Origin of the sequence: Marinomonas sp. S3726 (assembly GCF_000967665.1) — a bacterium.
GTDB lineage: Bacteria > Pseudomonadota > Gammaproteobacteria > Pseudomonadales > Marinomonadaceae > Marinomonas.
Genome location: NZ_JXYC01000024.1, coordinates 68,722 through 93,812 on the forward strand (window position 1 = coordinate 68,722; position 25,091 = coordinate 93,812).

Sequence of the window (25,091 nt, forward strand, 5' to 3'; positions counted from 1 at the left end):
GCTTTTCTTACTTAATTTAGCGCGCATACTGCTATGAAAATGAAGGGACAGGAAAATAAGGTGTTAGAAACAATGAAAGGATTAGGTCACGTTTCTCTTATGAGCTTGGTATTGATGTCAGTTGCCTGTTCATCCAATAGTAGTGTGCCTCAAGCCTGGATGAGTCTAAAAGAAAGGCGTCAGCTTAATGATATTGTTGCTAACCATGAATTCTACTCAGGTTGCGTGACAGAAGAGATTACAGATCTTAAAGCCGAGTTTTGTGACTCCCAAAATCAATGCAGTCAATCACATAGTGATAACAAGGTAAATGAACAGGATTTCACAGATCAGCTAGACTATCAGACATGGCTCAAGATTTATAAAGCCTGTATTGCTAATACACTTTAGTGAGGAGTCAAAGGTATGAAGAATTATAAAATGGACTTAGATAAGGTGAAAAATGCACTGCTTTGGATTCAATCCATTTTAGAGCGAGCTGACGTGCCTTATCAGATTGTGGGCGGTCTAGCGGCATACATTTATGGTGCGCAAAGGCCGATAGCAGATATTGACCTTTATATTCCTAAAGAAGATGTGGCTAAGCTAGAGCAAGAGCTTGCACCTTATATTTCAAAGCCTCTAACCCATTATCTTGAAGGCGAATGGGATCTAGAGTATCTGCAACTGATTTATCAGGATCAGAAAATTGAGATCGGTCTAGTGCCTGGGGTGAAGATAAGGAATAAAGATGGTGATTGGGTCAATCAAAATATCGACTTCACCACCTCTGTGATGTCAGAGTTTGAGGGGGTGAGAGTACCTCTAATGCCTAAAACACAACTTATTCAGTACAAAACTTTGTTAGCAAGAGATGTCGACCTTTTCGATATTCAGGCGATAGATTAGGGAAGCTGCGAATAAGTCTCCTCTTCTCAGTCTGCTCTTTTAGGTATATGGGGGAAAGTATCAAACAAGGTATTATTTTTTCTGAAATGATGAATAGGTATTATTTAAAGACCCGTAGGGCGTGGTCTAAAAGCCCTATCTTTATGTTGAGAACCTTATCAATAGAATAACTATTAAGTTGCGCTCCTCGTCATAAATTTAGAGGCTTTTATCCACACGCTGAGGCGGGAGAACTTATCCGCAGCTTCCCAAGGAGACCTGCCATGAAATACACTCTCTATTGTCATAGGATTTTTTGTTTCAATTTTGAGCAAAGTATCGCTTTTTACGCGGACACTTTAGGACTTCCTTTAAAGAGTGTGAATGATGAATTTGGTTGGGCTGAGTTTTCATTGCCCGGGGGCACGTTAGCGATTGAGCAACAAGATCCAAATGATGAAGAAGCTCACACCTTAGTGGGCCGATTTTTAGGTATCAGTTTACAGGTGGATAATTTGGATGAGGTTTATGCTGAACTAATTTCGAGAGGCGTAAACTTTCAAGGGCCACCGGAAAAACAAGAATGGGGAGCGAGCCTTGCTCATTTTAAAGACCCTGATGGTAATGTCTTGACCTTATTGGGCTAAGGTTCTGTGTAAGGTATTAGAGCGAGTGAGCACACATCAAGCGTCAGTATGAGCTCATCAAAAACGGGCTCTAAAATGCCATTCATCTTCTTTAATATCATTTCGAATATTTTGGCGAATGCCGCACTCTATCTCATCAGAATCTAGATCATAAAGACCGCATAGTTTAAACGCTTTACGAAAACTCACTTCTTGCCCTAGGTACTCGTATACAACTCGGGTGCAGCAGGGCATACGCTCCCCACTACCAGACACGCCTAATCTAAGACCCGTTAGGCAATCGATACGATTCTTAAACGAAGGGAAGAGTATGGTTTGTGTGATTTCATATTCAGTCAGGGTTTCAAAATCCATCATAAAGATACGGTCAGATAAATATTGCACCATGCCCTTATATTTACCATGAAACACATGGCGCCTACCTTTCTTTTGAATGCGCTCCGTACGCTGAAAATAGGTTTTACCAGCATGCTTCTCAAGACAAACTAGGGTTCTTAAAATCTTGCCCGGATAAGCCATAGAAAGGTAATACTCAAAATAATAACCTAGGTATTTATCTAAACCTTTTTGCCCCATTTGCATGACTCTTTGTTGATACATGAGAGCAGGGTCAGAAGTCGGGGCTGCTGGTGCATTAAAAGGTTCTGGCTTGACTTGAACAAGGCGTTGAAACTGCTGATGAGGTAATTTTATCTCTTCAACTTCGACGCCAAAGAAATCACAAAAGCGTCGTAGCGTATTGGTTGATGGAAAGGTTGTGCCATTGAGGTAACGATTAAATTGGGCACGATTAATTTCAAGCCGACGACACACTTCAGAAATAGACTTATAGAAGCTGCAAAGTAATTTGAGATTGGCTTGAAAATCTTTATTCATATCATCTACCCAGAAAGTGCTTAGATTGAAGTTATGGTGCTACTTGGTGCTAATTTAGCATCAAGTAGCATCAAAATGATACAGGTTACAAACTACCTAAAGGTATAGCGCTCACGTTACATTAACTCTGCTTGCTTGAAATACAGCGTTTTGCTTTGTCCTGATCGCCATCAGGGCGAGGCTTTTTTTGCTAGTTCGGTATCTTGAATGAAAGGGTTAACAGAGATGACAATGCGTTTAGAGTATGACTTGTTGGGTCAACTGGAAGTGCCAGCTGATGCTTATTATGGAATTCAAACCTTAAGAGCGGCGCAAAACTTCTCTGTTACAGGTGTTCCTATCTCACACTTTCCTGACTTAATTGTGGCGCTCGCCATGGTGAAAGCCGCCTCAGCAAGAACCAATCAAGCTTTAAACCTCATTTCAGAAAAGAAAGCAGAAGCTATAGTGGGCGCCTGTGAAGAGCTCATCATAGGGAATTATCACGACCAATTCATTGTGGATGTGATTCAAGGTGGCGCTGGCACCTCTACCAACATGAACGTCAATGAAGTCATTGCCAATATTGGCCTAGAGTTGATGGGACACCATAAAGGAGAGTATCAGTACCTTCACCCAAATGATGATGTGAACTGCTGCCAATCCACCAATGATGCTTACCCAACAGCCGCTTGCTTAGGCATTCAATATGCGGCAGAAAACTTTATCCCTAGCTTAAGCTCTCTAAAAGCGGCGTTAGAAGATAAAGGCCGTGAGTTTTCTCATATCTTAAAAATGGGCCGTACTCAGTTACAAGATGCAGTACCTATGACACTTGGCCAAGAGTTTGATGCGTTTGCTGTTAACCTAGGTGAAGACATAGACAGAATTCATGAAGCCTGCGCGCTTTTATGTGAAGTGAACCTAGGCGGAACCGCAATAGGTACAGGTATCAATACACCAGCAGGTTATGCCAAGCTTGCGGTGGCAAATCTTGCCGAATTATCTGCTAAACCTTTTGTCCCAGCTTCGAACTTAGTTGAAGCAACGTCTGATATGGGGGCTTTTGTTTTCTTCTCCGGCATATTAAAGCGCCTTGCAATCAAGCTAAGTAAGATGAGTAATGACCTTAGATTGCTCTCAAGTGGTCCAAGAACTGGCTTAGGTGAGATCCAATTGCCTGCCATGCAACCTGGTTCTTCCATTATGCCGGGTAAAGTAAACCCTGTGATTCCAGAAGCGATGAACCAAACCGCTTATCAGGTGATGGCATCGGACATGGCCGTTTCATTGGCCGCAGAAGCGGGGCAGTTGCAGCTTAATGCGATGGAACCCATGATTATCTACAATCTGCTTAACTCGCTTAAGATGCTAACTCAAGCCTGTGAAATGATGGAAAATCGCTGTATTAAAGGTATCAAGGCTAACGAAGAAGCCTGTGCCGCCCATGTGGATAATAGTATCGGTATCATCACTGCACTTGTGCCTCATATCGGTTATGCCAATGCGTCTCGTATCGCTAATACGGCTTTGCATACGGGTAATACAGTGAAAGCCTTGATCATAGAAGAAGCCCTATTAACTGAAGACGAAGTAAATCAGTTATTAAGCCCAGAAAACATGGTTGCTCCCGCCCTTAGCGCCTAGTCAAAAAACTCTTCTTCCTTGCTCGCAACGGTGAGCAAGGAAAGATGAAATTTCATTATACGATTTCTATTTTACTTGTTTCCCCATTACCTGCTTGTTACTTTTTATTTATTATCAAAGGGTTAGCTCTTTCAATTGAAAGGCTACTGAGAAAAAACTGCTGAAAAAGCACTAAGGATGAGAAGAAGGAAGGAGCCTAAATGATTGTATTGCGTGAAATGCAGCTAGAGGATTATGAGGCTGTAATCAAACTCTGGCAGCAAACCGAGAGCATGTCATTACGGGATTGTGATTCGAAAGAAAGTATTGGTTATTACCTAGAACGAAACGCTGGCTTGAGTTTTGTCGCTCTAGACCAAGCTGATATGAATCAAACTAAGTTAATTGGTGCTATACTTGTTGGAACTGATGGCCGTCGAGGTTACCTGCAACATCTTGCTGTCTCTCAAGGATATCGAGGTCAAAAAATTGGTTATCAGCTGGTGGAAAAATCTATCGGCGCGCTCGCTGAAATCGGCATACCTAAAACTCACTTGTTTGTGTATCAAGACAACATCAAAGCCCAAGCTTTTTATGAAAAGTTGGGCTGGTTTTCACGAGACGAAATCCGCATGTATTCCTTTAATGCTTCAAACAATGAGAATGTTTAGTTTCTGCCTGTTGGTTTGCAAGTAAGCTTTTTTTTAGGAATGTAAACTCTGCATCGCTGTTCATTCCAAGGGGCTGCTACAGTAAAATAGGCACTACTACCTTCGACTGATTGTTCACCAATATATATAGAAGGAAAATCTTTCTCTAAATCCAAGTCAATACCTTCAATTTTGCAATACTTTATTTCCTCTTTTGTCGCAAAGATTTTGATATAAAAGCAAGGGCTGTTTTTGGTCATATAAGCTGCAAAACTTTCTTCTTTAGTTGATTGATCAAAATTAGATTGATAAAAAATGAAATTTTCAATCCCAGTTGGCATTACAGCTGAACTATTTAGAAGAATGAAACTTATTAATAATGTACGTATCACTTTAAAGCTGCCTCTCTTTTCTTTCTACGATTTAAATCGACACCAAACGATTTCCATAAATCAGTGTTAGATATCACTTCATTCAAATTAGAAGTTTCTCCTTTTAGCCCTTCAACCTGATCTTTATACACTGCAGGCACTATGACTTTTCGGGTATTACCTCTTTTATCTTTGGTACCTGTGTAATCGCCTCGGTAAGTTAAATCGATTAACACATCCTTTACATTCTGAGGCAAAGCACCCCAATCTATCTTGTTATCATTTAGGTAGTCTCTACAAACATCTGGTTTGGTACTTAAACGTTTGGCTTCACCTTCATAATAATCATAAATAGCAAGGAAAAGATAATACTGCTGCTTACGGGTAAGGGTGATTTTAGATTTATCTTTAATACTGTCTTTAAAGTCTTTTACGTACTTAATCAGCGCCTTATCATTCTCTTGTGCTTTTTCAATATGGGCAGTTTTAGCTTCGTCTTTTAAACCTTCTCCTGATTTATTGTGGGCTCCTTTCATCCCCACTGAATCTTTCAAAAACGTGATAAGTTCAGGTGCAACTGGTCTACAATGTTCAGCAACTTTATCAAAGTAGCCTTGAACTTCTTTAGCCGACCTAGAACCGACATCTAAGCCTCTACCTATGGTTATACCTGATGCGCTAGCGACAACTTCTGAGGTTGAGGCCTTACCTCGAACGGGTAGATGAACAAGGCGGCTAAAGTTCACACTGGACTCAATATCATCCCCTTCCACATCAAAGGTCAATTGTCCCTTTGGTACGATCAGCCATTTTTTGTCCATTTCATCATCTAGGATGCTGTCATCAGGTTTGTCTGTGATGGTTTTTATCTTTTCATTTTCTGTCTTCTTAGCCCAGTCTGATGGTTGGATGTCGGCTTTAGCTAAGGGGATCTCGATGACTTTTTTATGGCTATATTTAGCATCAAAAGGTCTGAGGGTTTTCAGTGGTTTAACCAAGTTGCTAAGGGCTTGAGAAATGTCTTTATACCATTCAGTTTTAGTGTCTGTGGTTGCGGACAATAGCACTTGTCGAGTAATGGCCAAGCTGACTTTACCTGTAAGTATTCCCATTAGGTTTGAGACACTATTGAGAGTGGCGTCTTCGGTAGTTTTGATCGAGAGGTACACAGCTAAGTCGATAAGCTTTTCTGGTGTCATGGCCTTAACAAAGCGCTGGCAACTGGTTGCCAGTATATTACGACTTTGTTGATCGTTAATGATGAGAATCTGCTTTTCCATGGCTTTTGATTCTGCTTTCAGTCTGATCTCTTCCCTAGGCTTCCAACCTGCTAATGCTGATTCCAGTGTATCAATGTCACCATCGATAACCGCAGTGCAAAGGGCGTCTTGGATTGGACTGAGAGCCGTTTCGTCTAAGTCTGCTGTATCTTGAGGGAGAAACTCTTTAAGGGCGTCAGTGACATCACTTGCTGCGTTTTTGGCTTTATCTATCGTATTGCCGTAAAAGCTGAGCATATCCACATCCTCAAGTGTGTTGCTAAGCTCAGCAAGGTAATCATTTAGTTGCTGATTGGAGGTCTCTGTAATTGCACTGATTTCGATGTCTTTTAATTTCTCTAGCGTGTAATCAGCGACTTTGTTAATGGTATTATCAAGTGCTGTTTCTAATTTGGCATAAAGGCTATCCAGCTCTGCTTGGTTATCGACGGGTCCTCCAAAACTTATGCTGGCTTTGGCGTTAGGACAGTCTTCCACACAGGCCCAACCCATAGGGTTTAGCGCCCCTTTTAAAACCTTTTTATCTGGATCATCAAACTCAATTTTATAGGGGACATCGCCGACAGGTGTCTTTTCTTTATCATCATAAACCACTTCTAAAATGATAGGCGCAGGTGGCTGGCCAAAAGACGCCGGTACTTTAGGTTTACTGGTTTCTGGCTCAGGGTCTTTTACCACAGGTTCTGGGGCCTTTTCTTCCATAGGGGCTGGCGGATGTAAGTTACCATTTGATTGTGCTGATTGAGCGCTAAAAGAGGCGCCACTGCCTTTGGCGTCGAACCTCGCATTAAGGCGTCTGATAAGATCTTGGTTGGCTTGCGAGATTGCCAGAGGATTGACTTCAATGTCTCCTTTAATAAAGCAAAAAAGGGGGAGGTTTGGTGTGTCCGCTAAGGCGACCATGTCACCGTCAGCCAGTTTTTGTTTTACCTGTTCTGGGGAAAGGTTTGTCGGTGTGATAGCTTGCCAATTCTCTTCATTAAAAGAGGAAAAGTCTGCTTCTATTCTATTTGCATCATTTAGCAGGACTGAGTCAGTCGGGGTAATTCTATGGTACATCTTGGTCGCATCCTTGCGATTAAAAACGCGCATTAAACCTGAATAAAAGCAGTATGTTAATTCAATTTTTGTAAAGAAAATGCAGATTACTTGTCTGTTATGAGGATAATCCGCTACTCTCTTGTGTCTGGTGGAATGCGGATTAACTCAACTAATGCAAGGAGTGGCGATAATGTTATCAACGAAAAGACTGGTATTAAGTAAGCCTTCTATTGCGGATTTTGCTTTGTTTAGTGAAATACTTACCTGCCCACAACAAACACGATTCCTGCATAACGAATCTCCTTATAACTTGGTGCAAAGGGAAAACTACCTAAGAAATCGCATCAATCATTGGGAAGAGCATGGTTTTGGTACCTTTGTGATTTCATTAAAAGATGAAGGTTATGAAGACGCGTTAGCGCAAGTTTCTGATGAAGATGCAGAGTTAGAAATGCTTGTTCAAGCGGGTACTAAACTGGGTTTTATCGGAGTGGAATATACGCCCGTTGGTAGCGCGGTGGATATCCGTTTTGCTCTAACGAAGGAGCATGAGGGCTTTGGTTATACCAGTGAAGCAGCCAGCGAAATACTAGACTTTATCGCCAAAAACACCCCTCACAGGCAAATCTACGGCGTTGCTATGCCTGAGAATCAAGCCTCTAAAGCTGTATTGGTAAAATTAGGTATGACACCTGCGTTAGATGTAAAGCTCTATGAGGCGGATGACTTAGATTGTTTTAGTTTGGTACTTAACTTACATCAGTGAGACGATTTTCTGATACGGCCAGCCAATAAGAATGGCAAGAAAAAATAAAGGCCAAATAAAGAGCTACTTGATTTGCTCTTTACTTGGCCAACCTAAATACAGGCTTTGCCTAAAAAAGCTTGCTCTGCAATATACTTTGTAACAACTTCTTAATAGACTCTTGGGCTCGTAACATAGGAAGAGCAAACAATGTCTAGTCAAGTTGCTAGTGAGAATGTGCAAGTATCTGTTTTCACAGTTTTTTTAAGTTTCTTAAAATTAGGGTTAACTTCTTTTGGAGGCCCAGCTGCCCATATCGGCTATTTCCGTAAAACCTTTGTGGAAGAAAAAGCTTGGGTTAGCGAAAGTCAATTTGGTCAATTACTTGCTATCTGCCAGTTTTTACCTGGCCCTGCTAGCAGCCAATTAGGTTTTGCAATTGGTTTATTAAAAGCCGGTTGGCTGGGCGCGATTGCAGCCTTTTTAGCCTTCACTTTACCCTCTGTCGCTATTTTAATTGGCTTTGCCAGCGCATTGCCTTTGTTATCCAATACCTATGGTGAAGCCTTAATTCATGGCCTTAAATTGGTTGCCTGTATTGTGGTGGCTGATGCTGTGATAGGCATGGGTAAAAAGCTTTGCCCTGATAAGCAAAGGGCAAGTATCGCCATACTTGCAGCGAGTGCTGTCTTATTAAGTGGCTTTGCTTGGGCGCAAATTCTTGTGGTCCTACTTGCAGGTGTTGCCGGTTTGTTCTTATGTCGTAGTGTCAATCTAGAAGCTCACTCTCAACTGCAAGTACCTTATGGTAAGCGCTTAGGATTAAGTCTATTAACCGTGTTTTTTGCACTGTTAGCCTTTTTCATCCTAGTGCCAGCAGAAGGGCTTATGGCCATAGCGCAAGCCTTTTATCAGGCGGGTGCTTTGGTGTTTGGTGGTGGCCATGTGGTACTACCCTTGATTGAAGAATCAGTAGTGGGCACAGGTTGGGTAACTAACGAAAACTTCTTAGCAGGTTACGGTGCTTCACAAGCGATTCCTGGGCCTATGTTCGCCTTTGCCGCTTATTTAGGTGCTTTGATTCCCACTGAGTTTGGTTATCTAGCGGGTGCGTTTAGTGCACTGATCTTTATGTTTTTACCTGGCTTTCTATTACTTGCAGGTGTTTTGCCTCTTTGGCAAAGCATTAGTCATAAGGCAAACCTTGCCTATGTGATTGCAGGTATTAACGCTGCTGTAGTGGGCATTTTGGCAGCGGCTCTTTACGACCCTATTTTTACTTCGGCGATTAGTTCTAATTTGGATTTTGTTATTGTGATTCTAGGTTATGGCTTACTGACTTTTTGGAAGAAATCTCCTTTGTTTATTGTGGCTTGGTGTGTGTTTGCTAGCATGATGAGTGTGATTTAACTTTTTTAGAAAGAGTGAAATTACTAAACAAGAATTGGATGGTTTCATGTTAGCGTATGCTTAATGATTAAGGCTGACTTACCCACTTTTGGGTGTCAGTCTTAATTCGCTTTAAGTAAGAGGGTAGGTGATTCTATGTCTAAGCTAACTGAATCAAAGATGGCGCAAGCCGTTAAAGACCGTGATACAAGTTATGATGGAAAATTTGTTTATGGAGTCGTGACCACAGGTATTTTTTGCCAGCCTTCTTGCCCATCGCGTCAGGCGAAAGCCGAAAATATCCGCTACTTTTCCTCAAAAGAACTCGCCTTACTAGCAGGCTTTCGTGCTTGTAAACGCTGCCTTGCCAACGAAGATATGACGGAACTCAAACAGCTTGTGGAGGTGGCACGTTATATTCAAAATCACTTGGAAGAAAGCCTTTCTCTAGAGCAACTGGCCCTGGTAGTTGGGCTCTCAGCGTCTTGGTTACAACGTCGTTTTAAATTAGCATTTGGAGTAACCCCCAAAGCCTATCAAGATGCCTTACGTATGGGACAGTTCAAGCAATCCTTACAAGCTGGAGAGCCGATAACCGATGCTATTTTTGCTTCAGGTTATAGCTCTATTAGTCGCGTATACGGGCAAGCATCAAGACACCTTGGTATGAGTCCAAAAGCCTATCGAGCGGGTGGGAAAGGGGAGTATATCTCTTATGGTTTTGCGTCCACGTCTTTAGGATTAATTGCCATGGCCGCTACGCAAAAAGGGGTTTGTTTCGCGCAATTTGGTGAAGATGAAAAAAGCTTGATTGAGCAAATGCAGGTGGAGTTTCCTAAGGCAGAATTAACCCCAAGTGATGCTCAAGATTCGATCGAATTATCTAACTGGATAGAGGCGCTTAATCAGCACATTAGCCAAGGTGCCCCCAGACCTGATTTGCCTTTAGATATAAGAGGTACAGCCTTTCAGATGCGAGTGTGGCAGTTCCTTCTAAGTATTAAAGAAGGGGATGTACTGAGTTATTCAGAAGTGGCACAAGGGATAGACAAACCCAGAGCGTTTCGCGCAGTAGCGACAGCCTGCGGCAAAAACTCTATAGGTGTTTTGATTCCCTGTCACCGAGTATTAAGAGGCGATGGTAGCTTGGGTGGCTATCGCTGGGGATTAGAGCGAAAACGTACTCTTCTGGATGCAGAGAGGCGGGTAGTGTCAGTATCTGAATAACAAACTGGCATCACGAGTAAATCAATTAAAAAAGGACATGCAACAAATGGAAAAACAAGACATAAAGTCGGCAAATCTCATGAGTCTGAATTCGATCAGGCAAGATGAGCAAACAGGCTGTGGTATCGCAAGCGTAGCGAACACTTTGGGCCTGAGTTATCAGGAAGTAAAAGCCCAAGCGAATCAGCTAGGCATCTTCGCAGATGATACAAAACTCTTTTCAGACACTGGCTATGTTCGTACATTGTTGGCTCAATATAAAATAAAAACACATACTAAAGAGCTGCCTTTTACGAGTTGGGAAGCCTTGCCAGACCTCGCTTTATTAGCCATTAAATACTATGAAGAGGCAGGTAAAGGCTTTTGGCACTGGGTTGTGTTTAAGCGCCTTAATGGGCAAGATTATGTACTCGATTCATCTCAATCTTTAACTTCGCACTTAAGACAAGACCTTGAGAATATGCAGCCTAAATGGTTTATTCCCATGAGTCCGGAGCCACAAACCCCATGACAGCAAGACCTCAGTTAGATCAAATTTGGCAAGAATATCGCCAAGCATTAAAAGCTTTTTTACATACTAAAGTAAGCTGCCCAGATGATGTGGATGATCTATTACAAGAGGTCTTGCTTAAGAGTTTTACTAAGCTGGATGGTCTAAAAGATGCGGCAAGTATTAAAGCTTGGCTGTTTCAAATCGCAAACCACAGTGTGATCGATTTTTATCGAAAGAACGCAAAAAAGGCGGACCAGATTGAAAGCGAAGAAGGGCATGTGGCAGAAGAGGGTAAAAGCGATACGTTTGATAATACTATTAAGGCTGAGCTATCCCATTGTGTGCAGCCCTTTATCAGCGCTTTGCCTTATGAACAAGCTGAGTTATTGCAGGCAATAGAGCTAGAAGGCATATCGCAAAAAGCCTACGCTGAGCAAAGAGGCATTCCTTATTCCACCCTTAAATCCCAAGTAAAAAAAGCACGATTAGAACTAAAAGCCTTGTTTGATCAGTGCTGCCACTTTCAAGAAGATAAGTTCGGTAACCTGATTGAGTATGAAAGAAAACAGAACTCGAATTCAGATATGAATAAGTCAGGCTCTAAGGGTAACTGTGACCCTTGTTAGGGGTCATTATTCTTTTCTTTTTAACTTCTTATTTTTTATTTTTCAAAAAGCGTCGTCTTTTTCTGCGGTGCTTCGTCTTATTAGTAAATAGATTAAACCTTTTTATTAAGAGAGAAGAATATGATCAAGATAGTTAGCTTTAAAATTTGCCCTTTCGTGCAACGTGTTACTGCTTTGCTAGAAGCGAAGCAATTGGCTTATCAGGTGGAATACATCAGCTTAAAAGATAAACCACAATGGTTTTTAGACATTTCTCCTAATGGCCAAGTGCCGCTTTTAATTACCGAAGAAGGTATCGCCTTGTTTGAGTCCGAAGCGATTGTGGAATACATCAATGAAGTGAGCCGTCCCCTTGAAGATAAGTTAACGCCAGAGCAAAAAGCCTTAGACAGAGCTTGGAGCTACATGGCGGCGAAACATTATCTTGTCCAGTGCAGTGCTATGCGAAGTGCCGATGAAGACACCTTGTGTGAACGCATGACCAAGCTAAGTAAGCCTTTTGCCAAGGTTGAGGCGGAATTAGCGAAAAGAGAGAGTGCTTCTGGCCACCTATTTAAAGGTGAGCAACTAAGTAATGTGGACATTGCTTGGCTGCCTTTATTGCACAGGGCTCAGATCATTCAGCAGCATACGGGCTTTGACCTTTTTGCTAACAAGCCAAATGTAAAAGCATGGCAAACGGCTTTGTTTGAAACGGGATTGTTTGGAGCATCGGTAGCGGAGGATTTTGAAGAGGCGTTTACTGGTTTTTATCTGTCGGATCAAACCTATTTAGGCCAAGGCGCTAAATGTTGCGAAACTCGTTCAAACTCTAATGACGAGCTAGCCTGCTGCTAGTAATACCTGCTGCAAGTAATAGATGCCTCTTACCTTAATCACAGATTCTTTAAGGGTAAGAGGCATTTTTTATATCTGTCTTACTGAGTGGTCAGTTGATGTTTTTGTTTTAAGGCTTGAATGAAGCCCGGCAAGCTCTGTACTTGATTCAGTGCTTTTTGAAAATCGAATACCAAATCTTCTTCAGTTTGATGATGGAAGGCAAAGCATAAAGGGCGCTTTTCAAGTAACCAAACGACCTTAAAATTCTTAGGGTTTTCACCCATTTTTATAAGTTGCCTAAAGGCAGTGGTTTCTTCGCTTGAGATAAGGTCTACATGGCCATGTTTTAGCATTAAGATGGCACTATTTAAGAAATTTGATAGATGTATTTTAGTCTCAGAAAAGTCTTTATCTTGTAAAAGTTGTTGCCCAATATCTGATTTAATTGCCACAATTTTATATTGCTTTGCATCTTCAATAGACTCTATTGTGATGTTTGATTTACGGCGAGAAATTAACACAATACGAATATCAATAATGGGGCAAGCCCATTTAAATAAATCCTCTCTGGATTCACTGCGAGTGGTAGAAAACAGCAAGGTATTATCTTGCTGTAGACCTAAGGAGTAACCACGTGCCCAAGGAAATACATGGATTTTTTGAGGCGCAACATCCATTACCTCCCAAACCTTATTTAATACCTCGATAGAAAAGCCTTGGGGAATACCCTGTTCATCTTGGTAGTTATAAGGCGCATATTGTTCTGTAATGTATTCAAGGTTCTCTAAGGAATTTGCCGCTAGGCTAAAGCCAGACAAACAGAAAAGAAAACATATGAAGTATTTAAATAACTTCATATCCACCTCATCAATCACTCGTCTTATTTTAAGTATGGTGCAGTCTTGGGAAAAGCGTATTTTGTTTTGTGAAATTTTTTAGTACTTGAATAGCTAGGTTCCCTAGACTCTTAGTGAGTGACTTCATTCTAAGGAGAAATAGGCTCGCTGCCTTTCCTATCTCTAACTAAGATTATCTGAAGGAAAGTTTATGCTTGAGGTTAGTATGTCTGCTTATTATCCAGTTGAAATTGCGAGTAACTTTAAAATCCCCGACATAGGGCTAGGTACATACCAAGTGAGCGATGAAGCGGTTTGAGGCCTTAGTTTGCCAAGCTTTGGTTTTGGGTTATCGCCATATAGATACCGCTGAGGGGTATCATAATGAAGCGGGTATTGGACGGGCTATTCAAGATTATCTAAAACAAGGCATAAGCTCACGGGAGGCTATTTTTACTAGCTCTAAACTCTGGTCAGGGAATGCGAATTGGGGGCAAACGCCCAAGGATTATTCAGCCTGCCTACAAGCTTTTAATGAGAGTTTAGAACGTTTGCAGCTCGACTATTTAGATCTCTACTTGATCCACGCGCCTTTTAAAAGACAGGAATACATTGAGCAATGGCATGCCTTGGTTGATCTGAAAAAAGCCGGCAAAGTTAGACACATAGGAGTGAGTAATTTTACGCAACAGCATATTGAAGACTTAATTCAAGCAGGTTTACCTAAACCAGAAGTAAACCAAATTGAGTTACACCCTTGGTGTCAGAAGCCTGAGTTAGTAACTTATCTTAAAACTAATAATATTTTGCCTATGGCTTACAGTAGCTTGGTGCCACTCGCGAATTGGCGTACTGAACCTAAATTAGAAAGTGCAAAAACCGACAAAATGCAGGCGCTCTCCAAGGATCAAGACTTTGTGATTAACCGTCTGGCGCAAGAGTATCAGGTGACACCTGCCCAGCTTTTACTGCGTTGGGCTTTGGAAGAAGGCTTTGCTGTCATCCCTAAAAGTTTAAACTCAACTCACCTTGCTGAAAACCTTGAACTTTACCACTTTAGATTAGATGATGTGAGCAAGCAGGCATTAAGAGAGTTAGACCTAGCTATGCCAGTATCATGGCCTAGCTGTGATCCTAGCCAGCTATCATCCTAAAAAAGCTTAAATAGAGATAAGGAAACCCTATGTTAGAGCCAAGATCACAGGCATATTTAGAGACTTACCTAGCAAGCCTTTGTGAAGAGGAACAAGCTAAGGTAAGTAGTGTGAGCGCTGATTATTTTTGTGCCGATGAATACAATGCCAATGTCTGTGCTGACCTTATTTTAAAGGATGAGAAAACCGCTTCTTGTAGTATGGCGCATTGGTATGAGGTCGAAGGTGACCCTATGCCTGAAGTCGGTGCTTTACAGGTTGTCACTAATTGGGATGGTGAACCTATTTGTATTATCGAAATTACATCAGTAACCCTTTGTGCTTATCAAGATGTGACAGCTGAATTTGCCGCAGCAGAGGGGGAAGGGGATAAAAGCTTGAGTTGGTGGCGTGATGCCCATTGGGATTTCTTTAGCCAAGAGTGTGATGAATTAAAGATTACCCCACAAGAAGACATGATGTTGGTGTTAGAGCGATTTAAGCGTGTTTTTCCCATTCCTATTTCTTAACTCTTTTTTTAGTATTTTCTTCTCTAAGTGCTTTTTCTCGCTAAGAGTTTTTAAACTGGTTTTTATAATATGAAAGCTAAAACTCAAAATATCTGACCGATCGGTTAAATATAATTTCATTTAGCTTTACACTCCTGTCTAAATTATGGACAATGCGCGCCTGATTCAGGGTTCCCTCACCCCTGGCGTTTCATAAAAAGGACAATACAATGCAAATGACTCCGACATTTGATGCATTATCTAACAATGCGTCAACCATAAAAAAAGCCCTGCTTATCCTTGCTGGATTCCATATTCTTATCTTGGCATCGAGTAACTATCTCGTTCAACTTCCCTTTACCATCTTTGGTTTACATACCACCTGGGGAGCTTTCACCTTTCCTTTTGTATTCCTAGCGACTGATTTAACCGTTCGCCTTTATGGTGCTGCTTTAGCAAGACGTATCATTTTGACCGTGATGTTGCCTGCATTGCTGGTGTCTTATGTGGCTTCTGTCCTGTTTTATCAGGGCAGTTACCAAGGGATAGAAAAACTGGCGCAACTGGATACCTTTGTTGCTCGTATCGCTATTGCAAGTTTCGCGGCGTATGTCGTTGGCCAAGTCATGGATGTGACGGTTTTTAATAAGCTAAGACAAGCAAAAGCTTGGTGGATTGCCCCATCTTTATCCACTGTAGTGGGTAATGCCGTGGATACCTTGGTTTTCTTTGGTGTAGCCTTTTATCAAAGCAGCGATGCTTTTATGGCAGAAAACTGGGTAGAAATCGCCCTAGTCGATTATGGCTTTAAGCTGATTATCAGCCTATGTATGTTTGTGCCACTATACGGCGTCTTGCTGAATAAACTCTCGCTGAAGCTAGCTAAATCAGCATAAGTTCGCTCTGAGAGCTCTCTCAAAGTACTATCACTAAAGCCTCAATTTGTTGGGGCTTTTTTGTATCTGCCCTCTAATTTTAAATACCTTAGCTATCGCGTTTTTAGACTTATGAATCGGCTTCACATTAGTACACGCTTTATCGCTCGGCGATCCGAGGTGGTTTGGCTATACTAACTGACACTTAATTCAGTTTTATTTTGACTAAGTGACTAGCCATGAATAAAAAACAGATACGAGTACTTTCTTTTCTTATCCCTTTTGTTGGATTTCAGAGTATTAACCTTAATGCTGAAACCGTCAGATTAACCAGTGGTGAATGGGCACCTTTCACCTCAGAACATACACTAAAGCATAACGGACTGGTCTCTAGAATCGTTCGTGATTCCTTTGCACTAGAAGGAATCAACGTCGAGTTTGGTTATTTTCCTTGGAAGCGCTCTCTAAGACTTGCCAGAGAAGGGCGATGGGATGGTTCAGTCGGCTGGGCGATTACAAGGCCAGACATACAAGAAGACTTTTATATAAGTGATGCAACCAACTCGATACCTAAAGTACTGTTTTCCTTAAAAGAAAAACCATTAATTTGGGATTCTATGGCGGATTTGAAAAATAAGCAGATAGGAATAACAGATGGGTATTTTTATGGCGATATGTTTGAAGAGGCGAAAAACAATAAGCTCTTCAAGGTGCAATATGTATCGACCGAACGCCTTAACATCACCAAGCTATTAGGTGGACGAATGGATGCTGTGGCAATGGGGATGGACCCAGGTTTGTATATGATTAAAAAAGACTTACCAGCGGATCAAGCTGATCGCATTACCTATCACCCTAGGCTCTTAGCTGAAACCTTTCAAGGTGTTGTTTTCCCTAAAAAGTTAGAGCGAAGCGCTCGTTTAGTCAAAACCTTTAATAAAGGCTTAAATCGGTTGAAAGCATCCGGTAAATACGATCAATACTTTGCTGAATCCAGAGCGGGTCTATATCTACTTGAAAACTGACCGATGTTTATCTAAGGGTTAACCTTGGCGCTTGTAAGTGGCGCTTTGCTCTAAATAATTAAGCTCATTTTGGCTAAAACCAGAAGCGAGCCGTGCCTCATGATTAAAAGGCCCGCTTAAAGGTTGCTTCATATACTTTTCAATCAAATGAATGAAATGCGTATCAGGGCTAAGTTTGGCTTGCTCACAACGATAACGAAACCAGCGAGTACCAGAGCTCACATGGCCAACTTCTTCATTACAAATCTTGGTAAGAACCTTTACCATCTGATTGTCATTTTGAGCTTCAAACTTTTTTAATGTACCTGGGATTACATCCAAGGCGCGAGCTTCAAATACCCTGTGTACTATGGCCATTCTATCGGTGAGATCATCTGCTGTGGTGACGGCCATTTTCCATAACTCATTGTGAGCAGGAAAACTGCCATAGTCATAACCCATTTCTCTGAGCCTTTCGCGTAACAGACTAAAGTGTTCAGCTTCTTCTTGGGCGCATTGCACCCAATCTTGGTAGTAGTCTTTAGGCATATCTCGATAACGATAAATTGAGTCCCAAGCAAGGTTAACTGCTGTTAGCTCAATATGGGCCAGAGCATGAATAAGCGCCGCTCTGCCAGCCTCTTTCTTTAGTTTCCGTTTACCTATCTCCCTTGGCATGACAATTTCAGGTTTCTCTAGGCGGCCCGGTTCATTAAGACGTTCTATGGGCGCCCTTCACGCCAACTTAACTTATTCGCCTGCCAAGCGGCACAGGTTTGATAAGTAAGTGCAATTTTATCGTCTGGATCAGCGGCTAAAAAACACGATTTGGCTTCTTGATAGAGGTTTTGCATGGAAAGAATTGCGTCTTAGGGAGAATAAAGGGGCGCTATTTTAACAAGGTGAATAATGGCTCTTTTGATCTAACTCAGGAAATAATCTGTCTTTTGTCTCTTTAGTAAACAAAGAATGTGACATTTGTCTTATAGGCATTTGTGAAAACGCTAATATCATTATTTATATCAAACTATGCTAATTTAATAAGTAAGGCAGAAAGCAAAGCCATGTGGTTTATTCCCTGCCTTTTCCAAATGAATTGATAATGTATGAGAGATGAATGAAAGCGGCTTTTTTATTATTAATATTGGTATCAAGTCTTTCTACAAGCTTTACAAATGCGACAGAGGTATTGGTTTATCGCCATGAAACCATGCCTTGGTGTGGCACAGTCGATGGGCGTGATGCGGGTGTGACAGTCGAAATATTAGAACAAATTACCCTGCATGGCGGTCCAAGTTTTCGTTATCAATCTATGCCTTGGCCCCGTGCCTTAAAAATGGTGCACAAAACCAAAGGCTCTCTCATCATCCCGCTTACTAGAACCCCAACCAGAGAGCCCCATTTCTCTTGGATTGTACCGCTTGTCCCTAATCAAATACGTCTAACCTTGTATGACGAGTTCGCAACGAAAGGCACACAAGCAAGTGATCTTACTCTTGAGAAAAGCAAATGGCTGTCTGTTGGTGTTATTCAAGGGTCATCGATTATTCCCGATTTAGAAGAGGCTGGTTTTGCCAGTATTTATGAAGCAGATGATATTCGACAGCTAATTGATTTACTGGCTAAGAAAAGGCTAGATGCCATGGTGGAATCTAAATTGGTAGATACTTATCAGTGGCAAAAGCTAGGTTATGACAAGCAGAGTTTAGTGGCTGGGCCAAATATAGGCGGCGTGAATTACATCTACCTTGGGGCTGGCTTGGATTTTCCACCAGAGATGAGTAAAGAAATACAGCGAGCCATGGAGAAGATAAAAGCCAATGGGGTATACGATGAGATCTTGTCTCGTTGGTATTAACTTTTTTGTGTTCGTTCATGACGATAGATAAGTTTTTATCATTATCTATCGTCATTAAGCCTGTCTTATTTTTCCTTTAACTCTTTCTCGTCTTCTTTATTAATCTCGTCACTGTTAATCACATCACTATTAATCATAGGCGCTGTCACTAACTCATCCTTGTGCGAGGCAAGGTCGTCTATGAGTACCGCATCGAGTGTGCAAAAAGGTTGTGCGTTAAGGCAAGAGAGTGGGATTTCATCATCATCTTTTAGCGCTTGTTCACAAGCAGGGTTAGATTTAGCCAATGTCTGCCAGTCTACTTGTGTATCTGAAACCGTTTCTTCTGTTTTCTCAGCAGCCGCTTCTAAAACTGCTTCAGCTTGTACTGGGGTTGCGGTTTCTTGGGCTGTATCTGCTTCATTCTGATTATCAGCGGCAGAGCTTAGCATTAGCTCTTTTATATGGCGTTGTAATACTAAGATAGCGATCACACCGAAGATGATATTCCCCAATGCTTGTCCATAAAGTACACCCAAGGCACCAAACCAAAGAGAGCCAAGATAGACGAAAGGCAATGTACCTATAGTGGCACGACCTAGGCTAAGAATAGTTGAGTAGATAGGTTTACCTAGGTTATTGAAGGAGGTGTTAGCAACGAAAATAGCGCCATTAAAAATAAAGGTAATGGCCACATAAGTACAAAATGCCTGCACGATAAGTACGGCATCCCCTTCGAGGGTGAAACCTTGAATGACATAGTCCTGTACAAAGTAGAGCAGTATGCACACACCAATGGTGTAAAGGGTCGTCACTATCAAAGAGTTGTAGAGCGTTTCTTTAACCCTATCGATTCGCTTAGCCCCAAGGTTTTGACCGATAATCGGGCCAACGGCCCCAGATAAGGCAAAGATAACCGCAAAGCACACTGGGATAAGGCGACCAATCACCGCATAGCCTGCGACAAAATCATTACCATATTGAGCAATACTCGTGGTGACTATTGCATTACCGATTGGTGTCGCAGCGTTAGTAAAAATGGCCGGCACAGCAATCTTCAAAATGGCCTTAATATGTTTTAGCCACTGGCTTAAGCTAGGCAAGCTCACCAGATTATGATGTTTAATTAATGGGTATAAAGAGAAATACAAAACGGCAAAACGTGAAATTACAGAGGCTAAAGCCGCGCCTTCTACATTCCAGTTAAAACCAAAAATAAAGATAGGGTCCAAAATAGCGTTAACAATACCACCAGATAGCGTAACCCACATAGAGCGCTTGGCATCACCTGCTGATCTCAATCCAGCACCCGCAGCCATGGCGACCGCTAAAAATGGGCCACTAGGTACCAGTATTTGTAAATAGGCTTCGGCCCGTTCTGCTGTGGTTCCCTCTGCCCCAATTAAGGCTAATAACTCAGGGATATAGGCAAACATAAAGACAGTAAAAACCAAACTAATAGCAAAGGCGGTGATCATGATACTGCCACTTAATTGCCTGGCATTATCAAACTCCTTAGCACCTATGGCTTTAGACACCAAGGCCCCCATAGCAATAGAAGTACCGATAGACACAGATGTGGAGAAGAACATCAAGGTACCAGCAAAACCGACAGCCGCGGCAAGCTCAATTTGCCCCAGCATACTGATAAAGAGCATATCCAATAGATCGACGGCAAATAGCGCCATTAAGCCAACCGAGCCTGAACCCGACATGACTAAAATGTGGCGCATGGTAGAGCCTTCTACAAATTTTGCAGTTTGTGCATTCATTAGCGTCTCTTTAGGGAAAAGTTGAAAGGGGGACCCATATAAGTCTAGTTAATCACTCTCTAATGCATCTGGCTAGGGGGAAGTTGAGACTTGTAGCAGAATCATGAAGATTCGATGAATTTACCCAGTGCTTAAGCGCAGCTGACATTTAATTAAGGTATAACACAACATAAGCACCTAGAATCTAACATGATATTAATTCGAATACCTGCCAGAAAACCTTAAGGAAGCATATATGAAACTAGGTTACTCCGCCTCGTTAGCACTATTAAGTTTGTTAATTAGCGCCTGTACTAGTACCCCTAAGATTACTGAAATTGCTGATTTAAAAAACTTACCGCAAACCGCAGAATCCTATACTCAATCTATCGGTAGTTACGACTTTGACGAACAAGCAAGGTTAGATGCAGAGTACAACAAAACCTTCTTTAGTCCTTGGGACATTACGCAAATGTCTTACGATCTAGAACAAGCGAGCTGGGGCAGTTACTACCTTAAAAAAGAAACCTATGGTGAAAACCACAAGCTGCGCAAAAAAGAATGGTATGAAGAGCAAATAAGACGCTCTAACTTTGAGGAATACGACACAGTCAGAGAGTATGCCATCACGACTCACAATACGGACTTGAGAGTCTTCCCCACTCAAAGTGTGATTTTTTATAACCCAGATGCTCCTGGGGAAGGTTTTCCGTTTGACTATAACCAGAACTCACATATTAAGATTAATACACCACTTTTTGTCTCTCACTATTCTTTAGATAAAGCTTGGGTCTATGTGGAAGCGAACTCACTCTTTGGATGGTTACCCGTGAAAGACGTGGTTTTGATGAACAAAACCCAAAGAGACAGTTTTAAAAATGGGAATTATTATGTCTCCACGCAAGATGATTTTGCTCTGTTTGATAAGGCCAACAACTTTATCGAATACATCAGGCTAGGTACCATCTTTCCTGTGATCGCAGGTGAGTTAGTAACAGTACAAAAAAATCACCAAGCTGGTGGTACAGGTGTAGAGTTTGTTCTATCCACAGCCAATGCGCAAAACGTTGCGCCTAAGCCACTTAAATTCAACCAAGCGAACTTGAATAAAGTATCGAACGCTTTAATCGGCGAAGATTATGGTTGGGGTGGTGTACTTGCTAATCGAGATTGCTCTGCTTTTACCAAAGACTTCTTCACACCATTTGGTGTTTACCTCAAACGTAACTCATCAAAACAGCTAGAAGCGGGTGAGTATATCGAGCTTAAAGAACTGGATAACCAAGGCAAAAAGCAACGTATTTTAGACGACGCCGTACCCTTTATGACGCTTATCTACCTACGTGGACACATAATGTTATATGTGGGCGAAAAAGCTGGTGAGCCACTTGTTTTCCATAACATCTGGGGCTTACGTACCCTAGAAGAAGACGACAGCGTGGGTCGATTTATCATAGGCCGAGCGGTCATCACCACACTAGAACCGGGTAAAGAGCTACCTAACCTCATCCAAGAGGCCAGTATCTTAAGCAAGGTACAAGGCATGGTGTTATTAGATAAAGCACCTAAGCCAGCGCTTTAATTCATCGTATAATATGTTTTTAAACGGCCATAGAAACGCTGATTTCTATGGCCGTTTTTTGATTCAGTCTATACAAATGGAGAGTTTAGTGGGTGAGTGCTAAATGCCTTAAGGCATAATCTCATCGTAGGTAGGGCTGGCTTTTATATCTTCTAACGCCTGATTTATTTGCTGGAGATAGTCTCTATTTTCTCGCGTATCGTGACAAATTAAGTTGTCGCTGCCATGGTATAAAACAAACCTCTCATCGTAATGCAGTATATCCAAATGGGCGTTGAGGTCGGGCATAAAGCCCAAAATTGCCTGCACCCGTTTTGCGACTAACATATTGATGCTTTGCTCATCGCTACTCACAAGTGCGAGCCTGTGCTTCTCTGGTAATATTTTCTTGTATAAACCTTCAATACCTAGGATTCCACCAATAAGCTTATTCTGGTTCAGGTCGTTAAAATTGGTGATAGGTGGCATGTGCTGTAGGTTAAAAAAGTGCAGTTTGATTTCACTTAAAGGGTTTGAAACAAGGTATTTTTCAGGGTTTTTAATCGTAAGACTGTTACCTGATAGTAGGCAATTATCATGCTTATTTTCGAAATGATAAACTGCCCGTTTTAATGGGATTACCTTGAAAGAAAACTCAGTACCAATGACGTCATTGAGCTTAGTTAAAAGCTTTGGGTAAGGGCCGCTGGCATCTTCAAACACTAATCCATTTATCGGATGAGACACAATGTTGATAGCGAATGATTTCGTCGCTAATAAAACACAGAGCAAGAAGAAAGCGTTTTTATAAGTTGCCATCATGACCTTTTTAAAAGGTGAAAAGTTAAAAGCTAATACCCGAGGGTTAGAAAAATTATAGGAATGGCTAGCAAATAAGAAAAGCAACAAGCTGTAAATATAGCACCTAATTAGCTTAAAGTTTGCCTAATGAAGAAGGTTTTAAAACCTTCAACAAGGCCTCTAAATTCAAAGGGTTAGTCTAGCTGTGACAAAATGCTGCATAGGCACTCACTTTTTTAAGAGTTAAACTCTCTTCTTTAAGCATTGTATTGGCGCGCTCAGCAGTCATGTATAGAAGCTGTAAGACGCTCCCAAGTAAAACAAGGATACGTTTTGATCATCACCCCAGAACTACTCGCCATGCTTTTTTGCGTGGCCGTGTTAGCCGGCTTTATCGACTCCGTCAGTGGCGGTGGCGGCTTAATCGCTTTGCCCACCTTGATGTTAGCTGGCTTAAGCCCAGTGCAAGCCATAGGCACCAATAAGTTTCAGGCCATCTTTGGCAAGATATCTTCCGTAAGGTATTTTTTAAAACACGGCTTAATAGACGTGAAGAAGTTCAAGCTGGCGATAGTCGTCACCTTTATCAGCGCAGGCCTTGGAGGCTATGCGGTACAGCTGATTCCTAATAATGATTTAGTCTTGTACATCCCTTGGATGATAGGTCTGGTCGCGCTATACACCATCTTCTCTCCGAGAATGGCGGACATAGACACCAGCCAACGTCTCACCATTGCGGCTTTCAGTTTTATTGTCGTGCCTTTTCTCGCCTTCTATGATGGCTTCTTTGGCCCCGCCGCCAGCTCTTTCTTTTCCATTTCCTTCATAGCTTTACTCGGTTTTAGCACCGCCAAAGCCGTCGCCCATACCAAACTCTTATTACTCTTTGCCAATGGCGCCGCCATCATCACCTTTATCATAGGTGGGCATATAATCTGGGAGATAGGTTTTATCATGGCCATAGGCCAATGGATAGGCGGTCATTACGGCTCCAAAATGGTTCATCTAAAGGGCAGTAAAATCGTCAAACCCATGTTGATCAGTGTGTGTTTTATCTTGATTGGGAAGATGATTTATCAGAGTGGGGTGGTAGTGTAGCTTAATCAAAAAAGCCCCATTTCTGGGGCTTTTTCGTGCTAACGCTGGGTTAGTCTTGATCTTCTTTGGGTCTATCGCTTTTCCAAATATACAGCTTTGCCATTTTTTTATGGTAAAGGTCTGTCAGTTCTAGGTTTTCGCTGAGTAGGCCTTTTTTAATGAGGGCGGCGACCGTCTTTTCGTAGTAGACGATTTTCTTTTTTTCTTCTGGTCTGTCTTTGTGTGCAAAACAATATTTGTTGTTTGCATCTTTAGTAAGTGTGTACCCACTATTGAGACGGCCTAGAAAAACTCTTTGTGTTTGTGTTAAGGGAATTGAGAGTGGCATTTTGATTTTTTAAACTAGCTATATTATTGATGGGTCATATATTAGCATTTACTGTTGCTATAGATAAACTCATGCATTGGATAGTTTTATTTGATTTAGCTTTTTTCTTTGGGCTGTTTTTAGGCTCAGGGCTGTAATTAAACATATATAAGGAGGTTGATGTATGGATACGAACGATATGAGATTTAAGGCGCTTGAGGCTTTAGGTGCTGGTGAGTTTAATCATCTAAATGGTTCTTTGATTTCGCACTTAACGGGTACCTTCAAGATGTTAAAAGCATGGGGTGCAGCAGATTATGTCTGTGATGCTGGGCTTTTCCATGCGGCGTATGGCACGGCTGGTTTTGATGAAACCATGGTGTCTTTATCCCAAAGAACCAAGATAGCAGAGGTCATAGGGAAAGAGGCTGAGGCTTTGGTTTATTTATATTGCAGCTGTGATAGGGATTATGTGTTTGAGCGAAGCGTGGGCAAAGCCCCTATGGCGTTTAAAGACAGGTTTACTGGTGAGTGTTTTACCTTAGATGATGAACAGGCTTGCGCTTTTTGCGAGCTAACACTGGCAAATGAGCTAGAGCTTTTATTAACGAGCGAGGCCTTTGTGGCCAAGTATGGGGCTGAGCTTTATGACCTGTTTGAGAATATTCAGCATTATTTAACCGATACAGGTGTTAAGGCTTACAAAGCCTTTTATGCAAAAGAGCCTGAGTTAGCCGACTGAG

General features: G+C 41.7%; 28 protein-coding genes. 19 read left to right on the forward strand and 9 right to left on the reverse strand.

Annotation, left to right across the window (positions count from 1 at the left end; translation table 11 throughout):
- The first annotated feature begins 60 nt into the window (after positions 1 to 60).
- From TW85_RS18030 to TW85_RS18040, 3 genes are all read left to right on the forward strand, one after another.
- On the forward strand, positions 61 to 390 hold the full coding sequence (locus TW85_RS18030; RefSeq protein ID WP_046018530.1) for a hypothetical protein: 330 nt from the start codon (positions 61 to 63) through the stop codon (positions 388 to 390).
- A 15-nt stretch (positions 391 to 405) separates the two neighbouring features.
- Entirely contained in the window at positions 406 to 888 is a 483-nt protein-coding gene (locus tag TW85_RS18035; RefSeq protein ID WP_046018531.1) for a MazG-related protein, read from the forward strand.
- 263 nt (positions 889 to 1,151) lie between these two features.
- Positions 1,152 to 1,514: a VOC family protein gene (locus TW85_RS18040; protein WP_046018532.1), complete on the forward strand. Its 363-nt coding sequence runs from the start codon at positions 1,152 to 1,154 to the stop codon at positions 1,512 to 1,514.
- A 57-nt stretch (positions 1,515 to 1,571) separates the two neighbouring features.
- Here the strand turns inward: TW85_RS18040 and TW85_RS18045 are convergent, their stop codons facing one another.
- Entirely contained in the window at positions 1,572 to 2,390 is an 819-nt protein-coding gene (locus TW85_RS18045; RefSeq protein WP_046018533.1) for a helix-turn-helix transcriptional regulator, read from the reverse strand.
- A gap of 225 nt (positions 2,391 to 2,615) precedes the next feature.
- Here TW85_RS18045 and TW85_RS18050 point away from each other — a divergent pair, with 225 nt between their 5' ends.
- On the forward strand, positions 2,616 to 4,016 hold the full coding sequence (locus TW85_RS18050) for an aspartate ammonia-lyase (protein ID WP_046018650.1): 1,401 nt from the start codon (positions 2,616 to 2,618) through the stop codon (positions 4,014 to 4,016).
- Between the two features lie 200 nt (positions 4,017 to 4,216).
- Positions 4,217 to 4,666: a GNAT family N-acetyltransferase gene (locus tag TW85_RS18055; protein ID WP_046018534.1), complete on the forward strand. Its 450-nt coding sequence runs from the start codon at positions 4,217 to 4,219 to the stop codon at positions 4,664 to 4,666.
- Here the strand turns inward: TW85_RS18055 and TW85_RS18060 are convergent.
- Positions 4,663 to 5,037 carry a hypothetical protein gene (locus TW85_RS18060; RefSeq protein ID WP_046018535.1) on the reverse strand — a complete coding sequence of 125 codons (375 nt, stop codon included), beginning with the start codon at positions 5,035 to 5,037 and terminating at the stop codon, positions 4,663 to 4,665. The two genes, TW85_RS18055 and TW85_RS18060, sit on opposite strands and share 4 nt — an antisense overlap.
- Complete coding sequence (locus tag TW85_RS25630; protein WP_052702281.1) at positions 5,034 to 7,355, reverse strand: hypothetical protein; 2,322 nt, start codon at positions 7,353 to 7,355, stop codon at positions 5,034 to 5,036. The genes TW85_RS18060 and TW85_RS25630 overlap by 4 nt, the downstream gene beginning before the upstream one ends.
- A 172-nt stretch (positions 7,356 to 7,527) precedes the next feature.
- Between TW85_RS25630 and TW85_RS18070 the strand changes: the two genes are divergently transcribed.
- From TW85_RS18070 to TW85_RS18095, 6 genes are all read left to right on the forward strand, one after another.
- Entirely contained in the window at positions 7,528 to 8,103 is a 576-nt protein-coding gene (locus TW85_RS18070) for a GNAT family N-acetyltransferase (protein WP_052702282.1), read from the forward strand.
- A 189-nt stretch (positions 8,104 to 8,292) separates the two neighbouring features.
- Positions 8,293 to 9,492 (forward strand): chromate efflux transporter, encoded by a 1,200-nt coding sequence (chrA, locus tag TW85_RS18075; protein WP_046018536.1) that lies wholly within the window; start codon positions 8,293 to 8,295, stop codon positions 9,490 to 9,492.
- A 135-nt stretch (positions 9,493 to 9,627) separates the two neighbouring features.
- Entirely contained in the window at positions 9,628 to 10,698 is a 1,071-nt protein-coding gene (locus TW85_RS18080; protein ID WP_046018537.1) for a methylated-DNA--[protein]-cysteine S-methyltransferase, read from the forward strand.
- 46 nt (positions 10,699 to 10,744) lie between these two features.
- The gene (locus TW85_RS18085; protein ID WP_343251983.1) at positions 10,745 to 11,209 is read left to right on the forward strand and encodes a hypothetical protein; all 465 of its coding nucleotides are present in this window, start codon (positions 10,745 to 10,747) and stop codon (positions 11,207 to 11,209) included.
- The gene (sigZ, locus tag TW85_RS18090) at positions 11,206 to 11,817 is read left to right on the forward strand and encodes an RNA polymerase sigma factor SigZ (protein WP_046018539.1); all 612 of its coding nucleotides are present in this window, start codon (positions 11,206 to 11,208) and stop codon (positions 11,815 to 11,817) included. Before TW85_RS18085 ends, sigZ begins: the two co-directional genes overlap by 4 nt.
- Before the next feature lie 120 nt (positions 11,818 to 11,937).
- Positions 11,938 to 12,654 carry a glutathione S-transferase family protein gene (locus tag TW85_RS18095; protein WP_046018540.1) on the forward strand — a complete coding sequence of 239 codons (717 nt, stop codon included), beginning with the start codon at positions 11,938 to 11,940 and terminating at the stop codon, positions 12,652 to 12,654.
- An 80-nt stretch (positions 12,655 to 12,734) separates the two neighbouring features.
- On the opposite strand, the gene TW85_RS18100 is transcribed toward TW85_RS18095, so the two are convergent.
- On the reverse strand, positions 12,735 to 13,493 hold the full coding sequence (locus tag TW85_RS18100) for a transporter substrate-binding domain-containing protein (protein ID WP_046018541.1): 759 nt from the start codon (positions 13,491 to 13,493) through the stop codon (positions 12,735 to 12,737).
- Between the two features lie 284 nt (positions 13,494 to 13,777).
- Here TW85_RS18100 and TW85_RS18105 point away from each other — a divergent pair, with 284 nt between their 5' ends.
- From TW85_RS18105 to TW85_RS18120, 4 genes are all read left to right on the forward strand, one after another.
- Positions 13,778 to 14,626 carry an aldo/keto reductase gene (locus tag TW85_RS18105; protein WP_052702283.1) on the forward strand — a complete coding sequence of 283 codons (849 nt, stop codon included), beginning with the start codon at positions 13,778 to 13,780 and terminating at the stop codon, positions 14,624 to 14,626.
- A gap of 29 nt (positions 14,627 to 14,655) precedes the next feature.
- A complete protein-coding gene (locus tag TW85_RS18110; protein WP_046018542.1) occupies positions 14,656 to 15,135 on the forward strand; it encodes an ASCH domain-containing protein in 480 nt (159 codons plus the stop codon).
- Positions 15,136 to 15,344: 209 nt separating this feature from the next.
- On the forward strand, positions 15,345 to 16,010 hold the full coding sequence (locus TW85_RS18115) for a 7-cyano-7-deazaguanine/7-aminomethyl-7-deazaguanine transporter (protein WP_084616421.1): 666 nt from the start codon (positions 15,345 to 15,347) through the stop codon (positions 16,008 to 16,010).
- A 218-nt stretch (positions 16,011 to 16,228) separates the two neighbouring features.
- Positions 16,229 to 17,014 (forward strand): transporter substrate-binding domain-containing protein, encoded by a 786-nt coding sequence (locus TW85_RS18120; protein WP_052702284.1) that lies wholly within the window; start codon positions 16,229 to 16,231, stop codon positions 17,012 to 17,014.
- An 18-nt stretch (positions 17,015 to 17,032) separates the two neighbouring features.
- Here the strand turns inward: TW85_RS18120 and TW85_RS18125 are convergent, their stop codons facing one another.
- Both TW85_RS18125 and TW85_RS26595 read right to left on the reverse strand, forming a co-directional pair.
- Positions 17,033 to 17,671, reverse strand: a complete 639-nt coding sequence (locus tag TW85_RS18125) for a ferritin-like domain-containing protein (protein WP_052702285.1) — start codon at positions 17,669 to 17,671, stop codon at positions 17,033 to 17,035.
- A gap of 44 nt (positions 17,672 to 17,715) precedes the next feature.
- Positions 17,716 to 17,847: a hypothetical protein gene (locus tag TW85_RS26595; RefSeq protein ID WP_272947173.1), complete on the reverse strand. Its 132-nt coding sequence runs from the start codon at positions 17,845 to 17,847 to the stop codon at positions 17,716 to 17,718.
- 263 nt (positions 17,848 to 18,110) lie between these two features.
- Between TW85_RS26595 and TW85_RS18130 the strand changes: the two genes are divergently transcribed.
- Positions 18,111 to 18,851 carry a transporter substrate-binding domain-containing protein gene (locus TW85_RS18130; protein ID WP_046018543.1) on the forward strand — a complete coding sequence of 247 codons (741 nt, stop codon included), beginning with the start codon at positions 18,111 to 18,113 and terminating at the stop codon, positions 18,849 to 18,851.
- Positions 18,852 to 18,916: 65 nt separating this feature from the next.
- On the opposite strand, the gene TW85_RS18135 is transcribed toward TW85_RS18130, so the two are convergent.
- Positions 18,917 to 20,602 (reverse strand): MATE family efflux transporter, encoded by a 1,686-nt coding sequence (locus tag TW85_RS18135; RefSeq protein WP_046018544.1) that lies wholly within the window; start codon positions 20,600 to 20,602, stop codon positions 18,917 to 18,919.
- A gap of 235 nt (positions 20,603 to 20,837) precedes the next feature.
- Between TW85_RS18135 and TW85_RS18140 the strand changes: the two genes are divergently transcribed.
- A complete protein-coding gene (locus TW85_RS18140) occupies positions 20,838 to 22,163 on the forward strand; it encodes an SH3 domain-containing C40 family peptidase (protein ID WP_046018545.1) in 1,326 nt (441 codons plus the stop codon).
- A 108-nt stretch (positions 22,164 to 22,271) separates the two neighbouring features.
- Here the strand turns inward: TW85_RS18140 and TW85_RS18145 are convergent, their stop codons facing one another.
- On the reverse strand, positions 22,272 to 22,961 hold the full coding sequence (locus TW85_RS18145; protein WP_162197510.1) for a transporter substrate-binding domain-containing protein: 690 nt from the start codon (positions 22,959 to 22,961) through the stop codon (positions 22,272 to 22,274).
- Between the two features lie 342 nt (positions 22,962 to 23,303).
- Here TW85_RS18145 and TW85_RS18150 point away from each other — a divergent pair, with 342 nt between their 5' ends.
- The gene (locus TW85_RS18150) at positions 23,304 to 24,041 is read left to right on the forward strand and encodes a TSUP family transporter (RefSeq protein WP_157196979.1); all 738 of its coding nucleotides are present in this window, start codon (positions 23,304 to 23,306) and stop codon (positions 24,039 to 24,041) included.
- 49 nt (positions 24,042 to 24,090) lie between these two features.
- Here the strand turns inward: TW85_RS18150 and TW85_RS18155 are convergent, their stop codons facing one another.
- Positions 24,091 to 24,369, reverse strand: a complete 279-nt coding sequence (locus tag TW85_RS18155; protein ID WP_046018548.1) for a hypothetical protein — start codon at positions 24,367 to 24,369, stop codon at positions 24,091 to 24,093.
- 163 nt (positions 24,370 to 24,532) lie between these two features.
- Here TW85_RS18155 and TW85_RS18160 point away from each other — a divergent pair, with 163 nt between their 5' ends.
- Positions 24,533 to 25,090, forward strand: coding sequence for a DUF6817 domain-containing protein (locus tag TW85_RS18160; protein WP_046018549.1), 558 nt, complete (start codon positions 24,533 to 24,535; stop codon positions 25,088 to 25,090).
- Position 25,091 lies beyond the last annotated feature (1 nt).